The following is a 15,947-nucleotide window of genomic DNA, read 5'->3' as shown; positions in this document are numbered from 1 at the left end:
ATAACGCTATCGAAGAACGTAATACCGAAGAAAACAGCGAGCCCAGAACAAGAGTCGTGAAAATCATCAACTTTATGGGCCAGCGCAAAAAGGCCGCAGTGCTGTCGGTACTGCTGGTGATTGGCTCCATCGTATCGCTGGCCATGAATGGCATTCAGGCCGGGCTCGATTTCACCGGCGGTGTGCAGGTAGAAGTGGGCTATGAACAAACCGCCGACCTGGAAAAAATTCGCAGCCAGCTAAGTGATGCCGGGTTTAGCCCGGTGGTGCAGCATTACGGGGCGGAAACGGAAGTGATTATCCGCATGCAGGAAAATGCGCAAGTGCTGCCCATTGATCCGCTCACGGAAAAGCCAAAAACCGTTAATGATTATGTGGAAGAAACCCTGCGCGCCGATGGCGATGCCTTGGAAATCAAGCAATTCCAGGTCATCGGTTCGGTGATCGGTGAGGAACTGCGAGACGATGGCGGCATAGGCATGTTGGCGGCGCTGGCCATTGTGATGATTTACGTAGCCATTCGCTTCCAGCTGAAATTTTCCCTGGGCGCGGTGGCGGCACTGATTCACGACGTAGTGATTGTGCTGGGCTTTTTCTCGGTCTTTAAACTGGAATTTGACCTGACCGTGCTGGCGGCGGTGCTGGCGGTCATCGGTTACTCCCTGAACGATACCATTGTGGTGTCAGACCGCATCCGGGAGAACTTCCGCCTGTTGCGCAAAGCCTCACCGGTGGATGTGATCAACGAATCCCTGACCCAGACCCTGGGGCGCACCTTGATTACCTCGTTAACCACCTTGCTGGTATTGGCGGCACTTTACTTTGTCGGTGGCGAGATGATTCACAACTTCTCCATTGCCCTGATTGTCGGCGTACTGGTGGGTACCTACTCATCCATTTACGTGGCTGCCAATATCCTGCTGGCCATGCACATCGACCGCGAAGACCTGATGCCCACCCAGAAAGAGGGTGAGCTGGTGGATGATTTGCCGTAGCGTCTTGTCATCCTGAGGCCACGCAGTGGCCGTGAGGATCTCACAAGTTTCAAACTCTGAGATCCTCACGTCGCTACGCTCCTCAGGATGACGTTATCAAAAACACATTCCTGTAGTGCTATCATGACTGCCCTTATCCCGCCGTAGAAGGGCAGTTACGTGCGCAAAACCTTCCGTATTTTTCTCTACATAGCACTGGCCTATCTGTTGCTGGCCACTTTCGCGTTGCCGCCGCTGCTTAACTGGCAGCTGAAAAAAATCTACCAGCAGGAGACCGGCAGGGAACTGCAGCTGGGGGGTAGTTGGTTTAATCCCATTACTCTTGAAGTAGGCTTGGAAGAACTGGCAGTTCACGACCCGGATGGCGAATTGTTGCTTGGGTTTGATGAGCTGGCGGTGGACTTTTCTCTGCTGGGAACGGTGTTTTTGGATGGCTACCGTTTAGATGCTCTCTCACTGCAAGGCTTGCAGGGCCATCTGCGCCTGCTGAAAGAGGGAGATTACAGCTTTGCCGATATTCTGCGCCACCGGGAAGGTTTGCCTACGGCACCTGCCGAAGAATCCAATGAACCACCACCGGCATTTTACATTGGCGAAATTGATATCACCGCCCACCGCCTTGCCCACAGCGATTTGAGCCGCAGTGAACCATTTAGCCATCAACTGCGTGACTTGCAGTTAAGCAGCAAGGGCTTTTCCATCGGTGGTGAGGGAAATGCCAGTTACCAATTGTCTCTCAACAGCAGAGGGGGCGGGCAGCTGTCCATCGCCGGTGAGCTCTCGCTGTTAAGCCAGCAAGCCAGTGGTACGCTGACCATCGAGCAGTTGAGCTTATTGCCACTGTGGGAGCTGCTGTCTCCTCAATTGGCATTTCGCCTGCAAAGTGGTGATCTCAGTGCTGGCCTGGGTTACCAACTCAGCTGGAAAAGCGGCCTGCAATTCAAACTGGCCGATAGCCGCATAGAGCTGGCAGAGATGGCTATCGAACCACTCACAGCAGACCCGGAATTGCCCAATAAGCTGAGCTGGCAGCGTTTGACGATTGCCGGGGTTGCGGTGGATAGCGAGACACGCCAAGCCCGTGTGGGTGACATCCAGTGGCAGAATTTGCAGTTGGAAAGTGGTCACCGGCAGGAGGGCGATACACTCAGGTTACCACTGGTTGAGATGTTTGCGGCGCCTGCTAAAGAACAAGCAATCGAACAAACCCCTCAGACAACACCCGACTCGGCCCCCTGGCAGGTGCAACTGGATCGTTTTTCCATGGATAGTGGCGAGCTGAGCTGGCGGGCAGATGCTCTGGGTAACAGCCCAGTGCAATTGCGATCTCTCGATATGATTATCTCCGAGGTCAGCTGGCCGGAGCAGGGTGCTATGACTGTGGATGTGAGCGGGGCCATCAACGGCCAGGGGCGTGTCAGTGTCTCTGGAGAGCTGGCGCCACAATCGCTGCAGGGGCAGTTGCAGGTAGGTATTCAGCTGCCTCTGGCGGCGATCAATTCGCTACTGGGCGCCAGCGTTAATGGCGAGTTTGACAGTGGCCAGTTCAACGCCGATATGACACTGGGATTTGCCAATCAGGGATTGGCGACGATTACCGGGCAGAGCGCGGTGGATAACCTGTCTCTGGTGGATGCCAGCGGTGCCGATGTGGTGGCCTGGCAGCAGCTGTCTATAGATGGCCTGCAGGTTAATTTGCCGCAGCAGCGAATTGCGATCGAAAAAATTTCCCTGGCCAAGCCCGACGCCCGAATGGCCATTGACCAACAGGGTAGCAGCAACCTGCAGCGCTTGTTGGGGCAGGAAGGTACGGTCGCGGAAGAAAGCGTTGAACCTGCGGAAACAACAGCCCCTTGGGAGCTGGCCATTAAAGAGGTGGCCATCGACAGTGGCCAGGTGGCTTTTTCTGATGCCAGCCTTGCGGAGCCTTTTGCTGCCCGCCTGGAACAACTGTCGGGCACGGTTACCAGTTTTCACTCCAGCGGTGATACGCCCGCCAAAGTCAATTTGAAGGGGCTTGTAGACGACTACGCTCCCATTGCCCTGACCGGCACTCTTGGGCCGACGATTCCCTCTCTGAACCTCGACCTGGCCTTTGAACTGGATACTCTGGAAGTGCCCAGCCTCAGCCCTTACAGCGGCACTTATGTGGGGCGCGCCATTGATCAGGGGCAGTTGCAACTGGAGTTGGCGTACCAGGTAAAAGACAACCGCCTTAAAGGCAAAAACAAGGTGCGTATTGAGCAGTTGTCCCTGGGTGACAAAGTGGATAGCCCGGATGCGGTCAGTTTGCCTCTGGGGGCAGCGGTGGCGTTGCTGAAAGACGTGAACGGCGTGATCAATATGAGTGTGCCGATTAGTGGCGATCTGGCCGACCCGTCGTTTACCGTCAGTTCCGTGGTGTGGTCGGCGTTCCAGAACCTGATTATTAAGACCGTCGCCTCACCCTTTAAGTTACTGGGCAGTCTGGTAGGCGCTGAGGACGACCTGCAGCGAGTACCGTTTGCCCCCGGTGCAGTGACCTTGAGCGAACGCTCCCAGCAAAAAGTGGCAATGCTGGCCCAGGCATTGGCCGAACGACCCAACCTGAAATTGACCTTGCAGGGGCAATACGATCAGGAGCGGGATGGTGCTCACCTGCAACAGCAACAGCTGGACAGTCGCTTGCAGGAAGCAGGGCTTGGCGAACAGTCTTTGGCAGACCGGGACGAACGCTGGGCAGCAGTAGTAAGCAGGCTTTACCGCCAGACTTTCCCCGACCGCCCGGTTGCCGAACGCCCGGCCAGTGCACTCTACGATGAACTGCTTGGTCATCAGGCTATCGACCCGGCAGCGCTGCTGTCGCTGGCAGAAAGTCGTGCCCAGACGGTGATGGCGCAGCTTTCTGAATTGGGTGTGGTGGCAGAACGAATTCGCCTTAAAGAGGCCACAGAAAAGTCTGCGGATGGTTCACAGGTGGTGCTCGATATTTGATAAATTCGTTGTTACATTTAGAGCTTCAAACCAATAACAAAAGGGGTGTGTAATGATCGACCATATCGGCCTGACAGTGACCAACCTGGAAAACAGCAAGGCATTTTTCAGCCAGGCGCTGGAACCATTGGGTATTGGCTTGTTAATGGAAGTAGATGGTTGGGTTGGCTATGGCGCCGAGGGCAAGCCGGAGTTCTGGTTTGGCCAGCAAGACCTGGGGCAGCGCCCCATGCACATCAGCTTTGGCGCCAGCAGCCGCGCTCAGGTGGATGCTTTCTACCAGGCCGCCCTTGCGGCCGGAGGCCAGGATAACGGCGCCCCCGGTATTCGTGAACACTATCATCCCAGTTACTACAGCGCCTTTGTGATCGGCCCTGATGGCCACAACATTGAGGCGGTTTGTCACGAGGCGGAGTAAGACGGCCTACCTGCGGAATATGTAAAAAGCGCCATCCCCGCGCAGGCGGGGATCCATATTGAGCATGGCGCTAAAGCATTGTAGATGCGGAGGTATGTGGATTTCCGCCTTCGCGGGAATGACGGGAAACATTTCCAACTTTTGTTATTTCCAATACCTTGACCAAGCGTCCAGCACCTTCCCCGCGTATTTATAAGTCCCATAACTGCCGTTATACCGAGCCAATGCGTCGGCAACTTTGCCGTTTTCCTTGTCCAGATAGTATTTGAGAATGGTGCAGCCGTAGCGCAAGTTAGTGTCGGTGTTGAACAGGTTGTCGTCTTCCCGGCCAATTTCTTTTTTCCAGAAGGGCATTATTTGCATCATGCCGCGGGCGCCGGCGTGGGAGATGGCGTAGCGGTCGAAGCCGCTTTCAATTTCGATCACCGCCAGCACAATCTCCGCGTGCACACCGGCCCGGTTAGCCTCCCGGTGAATTTTTTTCAGCAATTCCAGGCGCTTTTTTTCGTCTTTTACAAAACGCTTTAACGGACCGTTTTTGCTTGCCAGCCATACGTGGGCGTCGTATTTGTCTTCAAATCCGGTGCTGTCGGTGGCGGCCTGGCGTAACAGGTCTACTAACTCCTGTTCGGGCTTTTGGTTCGCGGCAGCACTGCCTGCCGATAGCAGGCAGGCCAGCAGCAAAAGCAGAATATTGTGTAATGGTTTATTGCGCCACATTGTTTTTAATATTGTTTTTAATAAAGCCGATTACCTCGCCTACGGCGATGTCCAGATTGTCGCTGGCACGGCGGTTTTTGTATTCCACGGTGCCGTTGGCCAAACCTCGATCGCCCACCACAATGCGGTGGGGCAGGCCCATCAGTTCGGTGTCTGCCAACATGGCGCCGAGGCGTGCTTTGGGCTCGTCCATAAATAGCACGTCGTAACCGGCGGCACTGAGATCGGCGTACAGTTTTTCGCAGGTTTCTTTAACGGTTTCCGATTTGTTCATATTAATAGGCACCAGGGCAATCTGGAACGGTGCCAGGGCGTCGGGCCAGATAATGCCGTTGTCGTCGTGGTTTTGTTCAATGGCGGAAGCGACGATGCGGCTGACGCCGATACCGTAGCAGCCCATGGACATGACTTGCTCTTTGCCATTTTCGTCCAACACTTTGGCGTTCATGGCCTCGGAGTATTTGCTGCCCAGTTGGAAGATATGGCCTACCTCGATGCCGCGTTTGATTTCCAGTACACCATTGCCGTCCGGGCTGGCGTCACCGGCCACCACGTTGCGGATATCCGCTACCTGGCCAAGGGCGCAATCACGCTCCCAGTTGACGCCAGTGAGGTGGTGGTCGTCTTCGTTGGCACCGCAAACAAAATCCGCCAGCTGTGCGGCATCGCGATCCACAATCACCTCGATACCGATATTCACCGGCCCCAGTGAGCCCACATTGCAACCCAGTTCTGCTTTGATGCGTTCTTCTGGAGCAAAAGTGAGCGGAGAGGCGATAGCGGGCAGTTTTTCGGCTTTCAACACGTTGAGTTCGTGATCACCACGCAGCACCAGGGCCACCAGGGGTTGGTTGTCGTTGTCGTCTTGCTTTTCACCCAAAACGATCAGCGTCTTGATGCTTTGTTGTTCTTCGGTGCCGAGAAATTCACTGACGGCGGCGATGGTGTGGGCGCCGGGGGTGTGCACCTTGGCCAGTTCGGCAACGGGGGCAGGGCGCTCACCTTGCGGTGCCAGTGCTTCGGCCTTTTCCACATTGGCGGCATAGTCACTGCCGCTGCTGAAGGCGATGGCGTCTTCGCCAGATTCTGCCAGTACATGGAATTCGTGAGAGTGGCTGCCGCCAATAGCTCCGGTGTCCGCCAGCACCGGGCGGTAGTTCAGCCCCAGGCGCTCAAATACCTTGCTATAAGCGCCGTGCATCACATCGTAGGTTTGCTGCAGAGATTCCTGGCTGATATGGAATGAATAGGCATCTTTCATCAGGAATTCCCGCGCCCGCATCACTCCGAAGCGGGGGCGGATTTCGTCGCGGAATTTGGTCTGAATCTGGTAGAAGTTCACTGGCAGTTGCTTGTAGCTGTGAATCTCGTGGCGGACCAGATCGGTAATTACTTCTTCGTGAGTTGGGCCCAGGCAGAAATCCCGCTGGTGGCGGTCGCTCATGCGCAACAACTGTGGCCCAAATTGTTCCCAGCGCTCTGATTCCTGCCACAGCTCCGCCGGTTGTACCACCGGCATCAGCAGTTCTTGCGCCCCGGCGTTATCCATTTCTTCGCGCACGACATTTTCTACTTTGCGCAGCACCCGCAGGCCCAGTGGCAACCAGTTGTACAGCCCGGAGGCGAGCTTGCGAATCATGCCAGCGCGCAGCATCAGCTTGTGGCTGATGATTTCGGCGTCGGCGGGGGTCTCTTTTTGAGTGGCAATCAGAAAGCGTGTGGCGCGCATGTGGTGCTTATCCTAAAAGTGATTAGTGCTAAAAATTGTCGTAAAAAAGGCGTATTCTACGTATCCAATTGCAAAGGGTACAGCCATGCCGGAATTTACACTCCATCCACAATTACAAAAGGACACCATTGTGGTGGGTCGTTTCCCGCTGTGCCTGCTATTGCTGCACAGGGACGCCAATTACCCCTGGTTTATTCTGGTGCCCCAGCGTGGAGATTTAACGGAAATGCATCAACTCAGCGAGGATGATCGCGCCCAGCTGACGGCGGAATCCTGCGTGTTGTCTGAAGTGTTGGAAAAGGTGTTCGAAGCGGACAAACTGAACCTGGCTGCCCTTGGTAATATGGTGCCACAGCTGCATTACCATCACATTGTGCGCTACCACGGTGACCCGGCCTGGCCTGCGCCTGTCTGGGGGGAAGTGCCGGCGGTGCCGTATCAGAAAGACGAGTTAGCCGAGCGCCTGGCGACCATTCGGGAGGGCTTGGCAGACTCGGAATTTGTTTCTGCCCATAAGTGATCTAAATAACATCACTGTAGCTGGGTAAAATCCTCTATCAGGTTGTTCAGCTTTTTATCCAGTTTACGCCGTTGTTTGTCGCTGCGGCTGTTCAGTAAGTTGGCCAACAGTTGCCGGGTGGCGCGGCGATTTTTTTCTGTTTGCTCTCGGTACTCCGCTTGCCACAGGCTCTCATCATCCAGCAGATAGCGGTCGAGAAAAATTTGTATGTCGGCTTGTTGTGCGCCGGCCAAGGCGTCGGCAAATTTCTGTTGCCACAGCATTTGCTGGTCGGCGTCCAATTGCGCCATTGGATGCATGGCTTGTGCCCACTCTTCTATCAGTTGTTTTTGCTCCCTGGACAGTGGCCCAATCCATTTTTTGATAAAACGGGTCATGGCTTTTCGTCGCGCCTTGTGGCGTTTTTCCTCGGTCTTGTAGGTGTTCTCCTCAAGGTATTTTTCAGTTTCCCTGGCCAGTGTTTTCAGGAGTTTGTCTGCTTGTTTAGCAGACAGGGATGACAGCAGCTGCGCCAGGGCAGGGGTGACTTTTTTCTTGCTGTGCTCCATTAATTGCTGTGTGGCCAGCGCCTGCTTATGGATGCTGTCAGCAGTGAGTTGCTGCTCCGATAAGGTAGTACGCAGCTGTTCGAGAAATTCCACATAAAGCGGCAATTGGGTTTCCCGGTGCCACTGGTGTAACTGGCGAAACTCGCTTTTGAAGAAGGCTTTTTGCTCGCGGTCAAGATCGATGTAATCATCCACCGCCCAGTTGGCCCACCAGTGGGCGTAGTTGTAGGCGATTTTTGTGGTGCAACCGGCTGTTACCAGCAGCATCAGCAGTAGCACAAAGAATCTGATCCGTGTGCGCCTCTTTCCCATATCAAGTTGCCTTTGCGGTTTTGGCGAGGGTTAGCAGGTAGGAAATCACAAACAGGGTGCTGAAAGCCGCCCCCGGCAAAATAGTGAGCAAAATATTGGGGGTGCCAGCGGCGAAATTGACGCACCAGGCGCCCATATACAGCAACAGGCAGGTAATGATTCCGGCCACCAGCGGGCCTTTGCGGTGGTGGGCAAAATAGCGATAGAGGAATTCCAGTAAAACGGTTGTAAGCAAGGTCATGACAAAACTGTAACCGCCATAACTGAGGGCATAGCTCATGGCGGACATCACACCGCCATCGCTGTTTACAAACAGCGTCCAGCCGCCGTAGCAGACGAATGCAGCTACGGCGGAGAGCAGTATGCGGGCAGTGGGGGAGAGTTTTGCCATTAAGGGATTAGTCGACCAACCCAGGCCAGTGTTTATCGGCATCGATAATGTACCGATCCCGATCTTTTGTCCATTTGTCGTTGATGGATTTGTTGTAGTTCAAATACAACTTGCCATTGAGGACGGTGAATTGATCCGGGTCGATACCTGCGGTGTCATTCTGTGCCACAGCCCAGGCGCAATAGCCGCCGTACTGGGGGGCGTACATGTTGGGGCTGGCCTTGAATAACTCCAGATTCTGGCGGCTGCTAAAACGCCAGTTGGCACCCTTCCAGGAGTGCTGGAAATCTTTGCTGCCTTTAACGGCGCGGTTTTCTGTAAAGTAGGCCACCGGGTCGTAGCCTTTGATGGCCGTGTTGCCCCAAAAGCCGGTGTTGATTTCATCCACGGCATAACTGAATGGCGCCACCAAAATCAGCGCCAGAAACAAAACCTTTGTTTTCATGGTCTATTCCTGTTGAATTTGTGTTGCCACTTGGGCTGCGTGATGGTTTAGAAGTTCCAAAGGATAAATTGAATGAGCACTCCCCACGGTTTGTTGAAGCGTTACACGGCGCAGATGTCCCCAGGCACTTTGCGTTGGATAGGCCTGCGCCCGGAACGGCGTGCTGAACTGGTGATTGTGGATAAAACTCGTGCTCTGGAAGGTCTGGGCCTGGAAGGGGATCACCGCTGCCTGAAAACACCGGGTTCCGGTCGCCAGGTCACGCTGATTTGCCAAGAGCACATCGACGCTATGGCAGCGATTCTTGGCCGTGAGGAGATCGCGCCGCAATTACTGCGCCGCAACCTGGTGGTTTCCGGCATTAACTTACTGGTATTGCGCCATCGCCGCTTCCGCATTGGCGAGGCCGAGTTTGAAGGCACGGCACATTGCCACCCTTGCAGCCGCATGGAAGAAACATTGGGCCCCGGCGGTTTTGCCGCCATGTTCGGTCACGGCGGGCTCTGTGCCAAAGTGGTGTGTGGTGGCGAGTTGGCGTTGGGTGATTCGGTTGAGCTACTTTCATAAAATGGCCGGCCATAAAACGACCGGTCATAATTATCTTTACTAGCCTGTGCTACAGTGGCGGCCATGAGTAAACGACAGTCGAAAAAAGAACATATTCTGCACGCCGGTATGCTGGTGATGAAAGTACAGGGGTACAACGGCACCAGTGTTAAAGATATCGTTGATGCCGCCGGTGTTCCCAAAGGGTCGTTTTACAATTACTTCGACAGCAAGGAAGCGTTTGCGGTAGAGGCACTGCAAAATGCAGCCGCTGAGGACTACCAGGCCAACAGTCGAATTCTCAGTAATCAGCAGCAGGAACCCCTGCAACGGTTACGGGAGTATTTCATCCACCACGCCCAGGAAGTCTGTGATAATGATTTTCAGATTGGCTGCTTCCTCGGCAATATGTGCCAGGAAATGGCGGACAACAGCGCGGCCATTCGGTTGGCTGTGAAAACAGTTTTGCAGACCAACACCCGCCAGCTGGCTGCTGTGTTGGAAGAGGCTCAACGCAGAGGGGATATAAAAGCCGATGCGGATATTGAGCAACTGGCACAGTTTCTGTTTAACGCCTGGCAGGGGGCGTTGCTGCGCATGAAAGCCGCCAAAAACAGCGAACCACTGGATATTTTTCTGTCCCTTTTTCCCCGTTTGTTGAATTTGTAAAAAGCAGTTACTTTGATTTGAACCAAAAATAAGACGACCGGTCATATATTTCAGAATAATGCTCACCACCGCTGAGATATATGGCCATGAAAAACAAATCCCCATTGGCACTGTTGCCGTTACTGCTCGCTACCACTGTGCTCCACGCCGCCGAACCATCGCCGCAGCTGAGCCACTTTATATCCGACACCCTGGTGCATTCCCCGGAAGCGGATGCGAGTGGTGATGAGGTACGCGCTTGGGATAATTGGGCGTTGTCTTTCGACAATGATATTTTGCTGCCTGGCAGCCGCGACCGGGATTACACCTACGGCATTAGCCTGACGCTCTCCGGGGCAGGGGCCAGGAACAGCTGGTATTCCCCGTATCGCGCGCTTGCCTGGCTGGATCGTGGTGTTGGCGTGGACGGCAAATCCGCCAATGATATTGAGCGGGTCACTCTGGAAACCGGGGTGATCGCTTTTACGCCTGATGATATCGAGACGGCTCAGGCACTTGAGGGAGAGCGTCCCTACAGCAGCTTGCTGTACCTCAGCAGCGTGCGCCAGCAGGTGGATTTGGAAAACAACACCGCATGGAACAGCAGTTTTACCGTCGGTATTCTCGGCCTGCCATTGGTGGGCAGCTTGCAAAACCAACTTCACGATTTGCTGGGTGGCGACCGGGCCAACGGCTGGAACAATCAGATATCCGACGGTGGCGAACTCACCGCTCGTTACGCTGTGGCCAGACAGCAAAACTGGAACCTCAACAGCAACAACCTGGAAGTAAAGACTACCGTGCAGGGATCTGTGGGTTATTTATCGGAGGCGAGCTGGAGCATCAACTTGCGCGCCGGTGATATTCACAGCCCCTGGTGGTCGTTTAATCCGCAACTGGCCAGCTATGGTCAGCAAAGCAGCGAGATCGCGGTTAGCGCCCAATCAGAGCGTTACTTCTGGGCTGGTGCGGCCGTTAAAGCCCGCGCTTACAACGCCCTGCTGCAAGGGCAATTTCGCGACAGTGCGGTTAGCTATGGCAGTGGCGAGGTAGAGCATCTGCTGTTGGAAGCCTGGGCCGGCTATACCCTGACTTTTGATGGTGGCTACCGCGTCAGCTACATGGTTCGCGGCCAATCGTCGGAACTGAAACAAGGTGAGGGCGACCGCAACCTGTTGTGGGGTGGGGTGACTTTCAGCAAAACGTTTTGATGCAGCAGAATTACCTGTAGGGTGGATTAGCGCAGCGTAATCCACCATCTGGCCACTGGCGGATTACGCTGCGCTAATCCGCCCTACGGCTAATGGTTTACACTCATACCGTTTCATTCCGTGCGGAGCTGGTGTGAGCTACCTGGTTACCCTGATTCTGACCCTGGCAGTGCTGGCAATTACCCTATGGGTATTTGTTCGCATCGGCACACCCGTGTACCGCATTGAACGCAGCAACGTCATTACTCTGTTGCAAATGGTGGTGGACGGCACCGCCAGCGAAAGCGACTGGGATGTGTTTATCGGCATGCCCATTCAATACGACAGCGAACTGGAAGCGGTGCGTCAGCGTTGTGCTGAGCTTACCGAGGAAGAATATACCGGTGGTACAGGGCTGTTGTTTACAGAGCAGGGTATGACTGAAATCGCTGAGATACTGGACTCCTTGGTCGCTGGCTAAAATTATATGCTCACTGTAGGTCGGGCTTTAGCCCGACAATTTCATTGACGGCCTGAAGGCCGACCTACATCAGTAGCGCCGACTCTGTTGGCTACTTCCTTTGACTGCTCTACACTGCCCTGAAATCAGAATTTCAGGGAATCGTTATGGTTGTTCAAGGTGAACCTCTTTCTCCAGTAGCGCGCTTTTTATTACTGACCGCTGCTTTTGTCATTGTGGTGGCGGGGATGAAGCAGGCGGCTTCTCTGCTGGTGCCGTTTTTGCTTTCGGTGTTTATCGCCATGTTGTGTTCGCCGCTGCTTAGTTGGCTGCGGGCTCGCAATGTGCCTTCCGGGGTTGCCATTTGTTTGATTATTCTCTCTGTGGTGCTGGCGGGTATTGCCGTGGGCGCCGTGGTGGGCGGTGCGGTCAGGGACTTCAATAACGACTTGCCACAGTATCAGGCCCGCCTGCAGGAAATGTCTGCCGGGTTGGTTGAGTGGCTGGTGGGTATGGGGGTGAATGCCGATCCCCAGCAACTAAAAGAAGTGATTAACCCCAGTGTGGCCATGAAGATGGCGGGCAATGTGGTGGCGGGTTTTAGCGACACCATGGCCAACGCTTTTATGATTTTGCTGACGGTGATTTTTATTCTCGCCGAAGAGGCGGGTTTTGCCGCCAAGCTGGTGCACGCCAGAGGGGGCAGCACCGGTGCCCTGGAAGCCCTGGAGCGCTTTAGCAAGGTGGTCAACAACTACATGGGCCTGAAAACCCTGATCAGTCTGGGTACCGGTTTGCTGGCTTATATCCTGCTGTTGATTATTGGCGTGGACTACGCGGTGATGTGGGCCATGCTGGCGTTCCTGCTGAATTTTGTACCCACCGTTGGCTCTATTCTGGCGGCGTTGCCACCGACCTTGTTGGCCCTGGTGCAACTGGGGCCATTCCCGGCCCTGTGGACGGCGGTGGGTTACCTGGCCATCAACACTATAGTTGGCAACGGTGTTGAGCCCAGAGTAATGGGTAAGGGACTGAACCTGTCGGCGCTGGTGGTGTTTTTGTCGTTGGTATTCTGGGGTTGGGCTCTGGGTATGGTGGGTATGCTGTTGTCCATCCCGCTCACTATTATGGTGAAGATTGCCCTGGAAAATAACGAGTCCACCCGCTGGATCGGTTTGATGCTGGGGGCGGGGGATGAGAGCGCTGCTGAGGATCGGCCTGCGAGCTAGTTTTGCGGGCAACGCCGCCTACGACGAGCAGCTGAGGCTAAGTCCTTGAGCCCACTCCGGTGGTTGCGCGGCGTACTGCTCCAACTCTGGATGTTCGTCAAAGGGTGACGCCAGCAAGGTAATCAAACGGTCGATTTCTGAGTAATCCTGCTCGTCTTCCGCCTTGCGAATGGCCACTTCCGCCAGATAGTTTCGCAATATGTACTTTGGGTTGGCCTTTTTCATGGCGGCGCAACGCTGGGGTTGTGGCCAATCCTGTTGTTGCAAACGTTGTCGATAGTCTTGTGCCCATTTACGAAAGTCGTCGGGATTGTTGAACAATTCGGCGATTTTTTCGTTTTCGCTATCAAAATCACACAGACGCCGAAACAGCAGGGTGTAATCCACACTGTTGTCGGCCATGGTGGCAAGCAGGCTGTCGATCAGTTGACCGTCGTTGGTGTGTTGCTCTTTCAGCCCCAGTTTGGCTGCCATCAGCTCTGCAAGAGTGTCCAAAAAAGCCGGCTCGTACTGTTGCAATGCCTGGGTCAGTTGCTCTGAGTCCACCAAACTGGACAGCGCGTGGGCCAGGGCATTGCAGTTCCACAGGCCGATAGCGGGTTGGCGACTAAAAGCGTAGCGACCGCGCTCGTCGGAATGATTGCAGACAAACCCCGGTTGGTAGTCATCCATAAAACCAAAGGGGCCGTAGTCGATGGTGTCACCGAGAATGGACATATTGTCAGTGTTCATTACCCCATGAGTAAAACCCACCGCCTGCCAGTGGGCGATCATTTCTGCGGTAGCGGTGACGGTGCGTTCCAGAAAACGGTAATGGCGATCTTGTTCGCCCAGCAGACCCGGGTGGTGGCGTTCAATCACATAGTCCGCCAGTTGTTTTACCCGCTGGTGTTGGCCGTTGTAATGGAAAAACTCGAAAGAGCCAAAGCGAACATGGCTGCGAGCCAAGCGTATCAATACCGCTGCCGGCTCTACGGTTTCCCGCTGTACTTTGTCGCTGCCGGTGGTGATGGACAGCCCGCGGGTGGTGGCAATCCCCAGGCCGTGCATGGCTTCGCTGCACAGGTATTCGCGGATGGTGGAGCGCATCACTGCGCGACCATCACCAAAGCGGGAGTAGGGGGTCTGGCCCGCGCCTTTGAGTTGCATTTCCCATTCGCCATCTGGCCCTTTTACGGTTCCCAGGGACATGGCCCGGCCATCCCCCAGCTGCGGTACATAAACGCCAAACTGGTGGCCGCTGTAAACGGTGGCCAGGGGTGGGCAGGGTTGGAAGTAGCTGTTGCCGCTGGCCAGGTGCAGAAATTCGTCGCTGGCCAGCTGTTGCGGTGATAGTTGCAGCAGTTCGGCGGCGGATGCTGAAGTGTGTACCAATGCCGGGTTGCGTAAACCCTGGGGGGGCACTTCGGAATAAAAAGGCTCACCCAACTGATGCAGGGGTTGGTAAATATTGGCGGCGGGAAAAAGACTCATGGGGCTATTGTAGCCCCATGAGTCAATGGGATCAGCGCTTATCGTTCAACCAGAGTGAATTTGAACGGGATCGTCAGACTCAGGGTTTCGTCGATAATTTCCTGAGGCAGCGGTTCGTAGGGCGCGGCTTTTTTAACGGCGCGGATGGCTGCTCGGTCAAGAGTCTTGTGAGGGCTTTGTTCTGCCGCAGCGACGTTAACTAATTCGCCGTTGCGATCCACCTCAATAGTCAGGCGCACTTGCCCTTGGTAACCTCGTTGTTGAGCGTGGTTCGGGTATCTCAGGGATTTGTGTATCTGCTTCTTGGCACCGCGTATATAGTCTTTTACCGCCAACGCGGAAGATACCGAGAATTCCTCTTCGGCTACTTCCTCGGCAGCTGCGACGCTCTCAGCATCTATTTCCGGCTCTGCGGCTTGTTCGACTGTCTGTTGTTCAACAAACTTTTTGGCAGCGGCCAGGGCGATAGCAGTTGCATCAGGCTCTGCACTTGGTACCAACATGGCGTGGGTGGGCAGGGCGTCGTTTTCCAGGGTACGCTCTTTTTCGGCTTCCGCAGCTGCCAGGGCAGCGGCTTCTTCAGCGGCCTTCTGCTCTGCCAGTAGCTGGCCCTCGTCGATCTCAGGCTCCGGTGGAGCAATCCACTCAGTGATCGCATTGATACGGGCTTCGCCGGGTTGAATTTGTGCCAGCTGAGCGTGCAGTGCGTCGGTATCGACGTCTTTACCCAGCATGGCATTGCGGAAATCGGTGCTGGGAGGGGCCTTGCCGATCCAGGCGTTGGCGAACAGGTTAAACAAGCCACCGGGTAAGTCTTCCGCCAGGGTGACACCATTCACCTGGTAGCTGCAGCGGTCACCAGTCATCTGGATGGAGACGATATCACCGGGCTCAAGGCCTCCTTTCTGCTGATTGAACAGTTCGACCAGAGGCTCCGCCAGGCTGTTGAAGGTTTTGTTGCTGTTGCTGATGGCAATGCTCTGCATCCACAAGTTGACCCAGCGGCGCTTGGAATAACTGCTGGTCAGGCGCATTTCCATGCGTTTGGCGGTGGTGGTGGAGATAATGTTTTCGTAATTGTTGCTGGGCAGTTCCAGATACAGCGCGGCCAGGAATTTATCGTTGCCCAGGTCTCGATAGCTGGATGCGCCATTGAGTATCAGGCTGCTGGCGTCCGCCATACTAAAATTGCTGCACAGCGAAACGACACAGGCCGCCAGCAGTGACAGTAAACGTGAATTCTTCATTTTACCCTGCCCAAATAGTAATAAAGTATTTGATGTTGTTTTTATCTAATGCAAAATTACCACTTCGGGAGTGATGGGCAGAATAGGCTATCGTTAAAAAGTG

Annotated in this window: 16 protein-coding genes; 9 read left to right on the top strand and 7 right to left on the bottom strand. The window is 54.7% G+C overall.

What is annotated here, in order from left to right:
• The first annotated feature begins 74 nt into the window (after window positions 1-74).
• The 3 genes from secF to QSV34_RS01365 all read left to right on the top strand — a co-directional run bounded on the left by secF (window position 75) and on the right by QSV34_RS01365 (window position 4,386).
• Complete coding sequence (secF, locus tag QSV34_RS01375) at window positions 75-995, top strand: protein translocase subunit SecF (RefSeq protein WP_289151457.1); 921 nt, start codon at window positions 75-77, stop codon at window positions 993-995.
• A 159-nt stretch (window positions 996-1,154) separates the two neighbouring features.
• Window positions 1,155-3,968 (top strand): DUF748 domain-containing protein, encoded by a 2,814-nt coding sequence (locus QSV34_RS01370; RefSeq protein WP_289151327.1) that lies wholly within the window; start codon window positions 1,155-1,157, stop codon window positions 3,966-3,968.
• Between the two features lie 52 nt (window positions 3,969-4,020).
• The gene (locus QSV34_RS01365; RefSeq protein ID WP_289151325.1) at window positions 4,021-4,386 is read left to right on the top strand and encodes a VOC family protein; all 366 of its coding nucleotides are present in this window, start codon (window positions 4,021-4,023) and stop codon (window positions 4,384-4,386) included.
• Between the two features lie 144 nt (window positions 4,387-4,530).
• Here QSV34_RS01365 and QSV34_RS01360 read toward each other — a convergent pair whose 3' ends face one another.
• The gene (locus QSV34_RS01360; protein WP_289151324.1) at window positions 4,531-5,106 is read right to left on the bottom strand and encodes a lytic transglycosylase domain-containing protein; all 576 of its coding nucleotides are present in this window, start codon (window positions 5,104-5,106) and stop codon (window positions 4,531-4,533) included.
• On the bottom strand, window positions 5,093-6,835 hold the full coding sequence (locus QSV34_RS01355; protein ID WP_289151322.1) for a proline--tRNA ligase: 1,743 nt from the start codon (window positions 6,833-6,835) through the stop codon (window positions 5,093-5,095). The genes QSV34_RS01360 and QSV34_RS01355 overlap by 14 nt, the downstream gene beginning before the upstream one ends.
• Before the next feature lie 85 nt (window positions 6,836-6,920).
• On the opposite strand from QSV34_RS01355, the gene QSV34_RS01350 reads away from it, so the two are divergent.
• Window positions 6,921-7,355, top strand: coding sequence for an HIT family protein (locus QSV34_RS01350; RefSeq protein WP_289151320.1), 435 nt, complete (start codon window positions 6,921-6,923; stop codon window positions 7,353-7,355).
• An 11-nt stretch (window positions 7,356-7,366) separates the two neighbouring features.
• On the opposite strand, the gene QSV34_RS01345 is transcribed toward QSV34_RS01350, so the two are convergent.
• Genes QSV34_RS01345 through QSV34_RS01335 form a run of 3 tightly spaced genes read right to left on the bottom strand, consistent with a single transcriptional unit; the run spans window position 7,367 to window position 9,051 of the window.
• Entirely contained in the window at window positions 7,367-8,182 is an 816-nt protein-coding gene (locus tag QSV34_RS01345; RefSeq protein ID WP_289151318.1) for a DUF6279 family lipoprotein, read from the bottom strand.
• Between the two features lie 34 nt (window positions 8,183-8,216).
• Window positions 8,217-8,606 (bottom strand): hypothetical protein, encoded by a 390-nt coding sequence (locus tag QSV34_RS01340; RefSeq protein WP_289151316.1) that lies wholly within the window; start codon window positions 8,604-8,606, stop codon window positions 8,217-8,219.
• Between the two features lie 7 nt (window positions 8,607-8,613).
• Complete coding sequence (locus QSV34_RS01335; protein WP_289151314.1) at window positions 8,614-9,051, bottom strand: YHS domain-containing (seleno)protein; 438 nt, start codon at window positions 9,049-9,051, stop codon at window positions 8,614-8,616.
• Between the two features lie 72 nt (window positions 9,052-9,123).
• On the opposite strand from QSV34_RS01335, the gene QSV34_RS01330 reads away from it, so the two are divergent.
• The 5 genes from QSV34_RS01330 to QSV34_RS01310 all read left to right on the top strand — a co-directional run bounded on the left by QSV34_RS01330 (window position 9,124) and on the right by QSV34_RS01310 (window position 13,124).
• The gene (locus tag QSV34_RS01330) at window positions 9,124-9,618 is read left to right on the top strand and encodes an MOSC domain-containing protein (RefSeq protein WP_289151313.1); all 495 of its coding nucleotides are present in this window, start codon (window positions 9,124-9,126) and stop codon (window positions 9,616-9,618) included.
• A gap of 63 nt (window positions 9,619-9,681) precedes the next feature.
• A complete protein-coding gene (locus QSV34_RS01325) occupies window positions 9,682-10,266 on the top strand; it encodes a TetR/AcrR family transcriptional regulator (protein ID WP_289151311.1) in 585 nt (194 codons plus the stop codon).
• Window positions 10,267-10,352: 86 nt separating this feature from the next.
• Complete coding sequence (locus QSV34_RS01320; protein WP_289151310.1) at window positions 10,353-11,456, top strand: lipid A deacylase LpxR family protein; 1,104 nt, start codon at window positions 10,353-10,355, stop codon at window positions 11,454-11,456.
• Window positions 11,457-11,589: 133 nt separating this feature from the next.
• Window positions 11,590-11,916 (top strand): hypothetical protein, encoded by a 327-nt coding sequence (locus QSV34_RS01315; RefSeq protein WP_289151308.1) that lies wholly within the window; start codon window positions 11,590-11,592, stop codon window positions 11,914-11,916.
• A 146-nt stretch (window positions 11,917-12,062) separates the two neighbouring features.
• Window positions 12,063-13,124, top strand: a complete 1,062-nt coding sequence (locus tag QSV34_RS01310) for an AI-2E family transporter (protein WP_289151306.1) — start codon at window positions 12,063-12,065, stop codon at window positions 13,122-13,124.
• Between the two features lie 18 nt (window positions 13,125-13,142).
• On the opposite strand, the gene QSV34_RS01305 is transcribed toward QSV34_RS01310, so the two are convergent.
• Window positions 13,143-14,597, bottom strand: a complete 1,455-nt coding sequence (locus tag QSV34_RS01305; RefSeq protein ID WP_289151304.1) for a protein adenylyltransferase SelO — start codon at window positions 14,595-14,597, stop codon at window positions 13,143-13,145.
• A gap of 38 nt (window positions 14,598-14,635) precedes the next feature.
• A complete protein-coding gene (locus QSV34_RS01300) occupies window positions 14,636-15,844 on the bottom strand; it encodes a TonB family protein (RefSeq protein ID WP_289151302.1) in 1,209 nt (402 codons plus the stop codon).
• Window positions 15,845-15,947 lie beyond the last annotated feature (103 nt).

This window comes from Porticoccus sp. W117 (assembly GCF_030341905.1).
Lineage (GTDB): Bacteria > Pseudomonadota > Gammaproteobacteria > Pseudomonadales > Porticoccaceae > SCSIO-12696.
Note: the sequence above shows the minus strand (reverse complement) of the source record. Positions and strands in the feature narration are given on the sequence as shown.

Coding starts and splice junctions, on each gene's coding strand:
- QSV34_RS01305 (WP_289151304.1), bottom strand. CDS start 14,597: ATGAGTCTTTTTCCCGCCGCCAATATTTACCAACCCCTGCATCAGTTG.
- QSV34_RS01340 (WP_289151316.1), bottom strand. CDS start 8,606: ATGGCAAAACTCTCCCCCACTGCCCGCATACTGCTCTCCGCCGTAGCT.
- QSV34_RS01335 (WP_289151314.1), bottom strand. CDS start 9,051: ATGAAAACAAAGGTTTTGTTTCTGGCGCTGATTTTGGTGGCGCCATTC.
- QSV34_RS01360 (WP_289151324.1), bottom strand. CDS start 5,106: ATGTGGCGCAATAAACCATTACACAATATTCTGCTTTTGCTGCTGGCC.
- QSV34_RS01325 (WP_289151311.1), top strand. CDS start 9,682: ATGAGTAAACGACAGTCGAAAAAAGAACATATTCTGCACGCCGGTATG.
- QSV34_RS01350 (WP_289151320.1), top strand. CDS start 6,921: ATGCCGGAATTTACACTCCATCCACAATTACAAAAGGACACCATTGTG.
- QSV34_RS01330 (WP_289151313.1), top strand. CDS start 9,124: ATGAGCACTCCCCACGGTTTGTTGAAGCGTTACACGGCGCAGATGTCC.
- QSV34_RS01300 (WP_289151302.1), bottom strand. CDS start 15,844: ATGAAGAATTCACGTTTACTGTCACTGCTGGCGGCCTGTGTCGTTTCG.
- QSV34_RS01365 (WP_289151325.1), top strand. CDS start 4,021: ATGATCGACCATATCGGCCTGACAGTGACCAACCTGGAAAACAGCAAG.
- QSV34_RS01310 (WP_289151306.1), top strand. CDS start 12,063: ATGGTTGTTCAAGGTGAACCTCTTTCTCCAGTAGCGCGCTTTTTATTA.
- QSV34_RS01320 (WP_289151310.1), top strand. CDS start 10,353: ATGAAAAACAAATCCCCATTGGCACTGTTGCCGTTACTGCTCGCTACC.
- QSV34_RS01355 (WP_289151322.1), bottom strand. CDS start 6,835: ATGCGCGCCACACGCTTTCTGATTGCCACTCAAAAAGAGACCCCCGCC.
- secF (WP_289151457.1), top strand. CDS start 75: ATGGGCCAGCGCAAAAAGGCCGCAGTGCTGTCGGTACTGCTGGTGATT.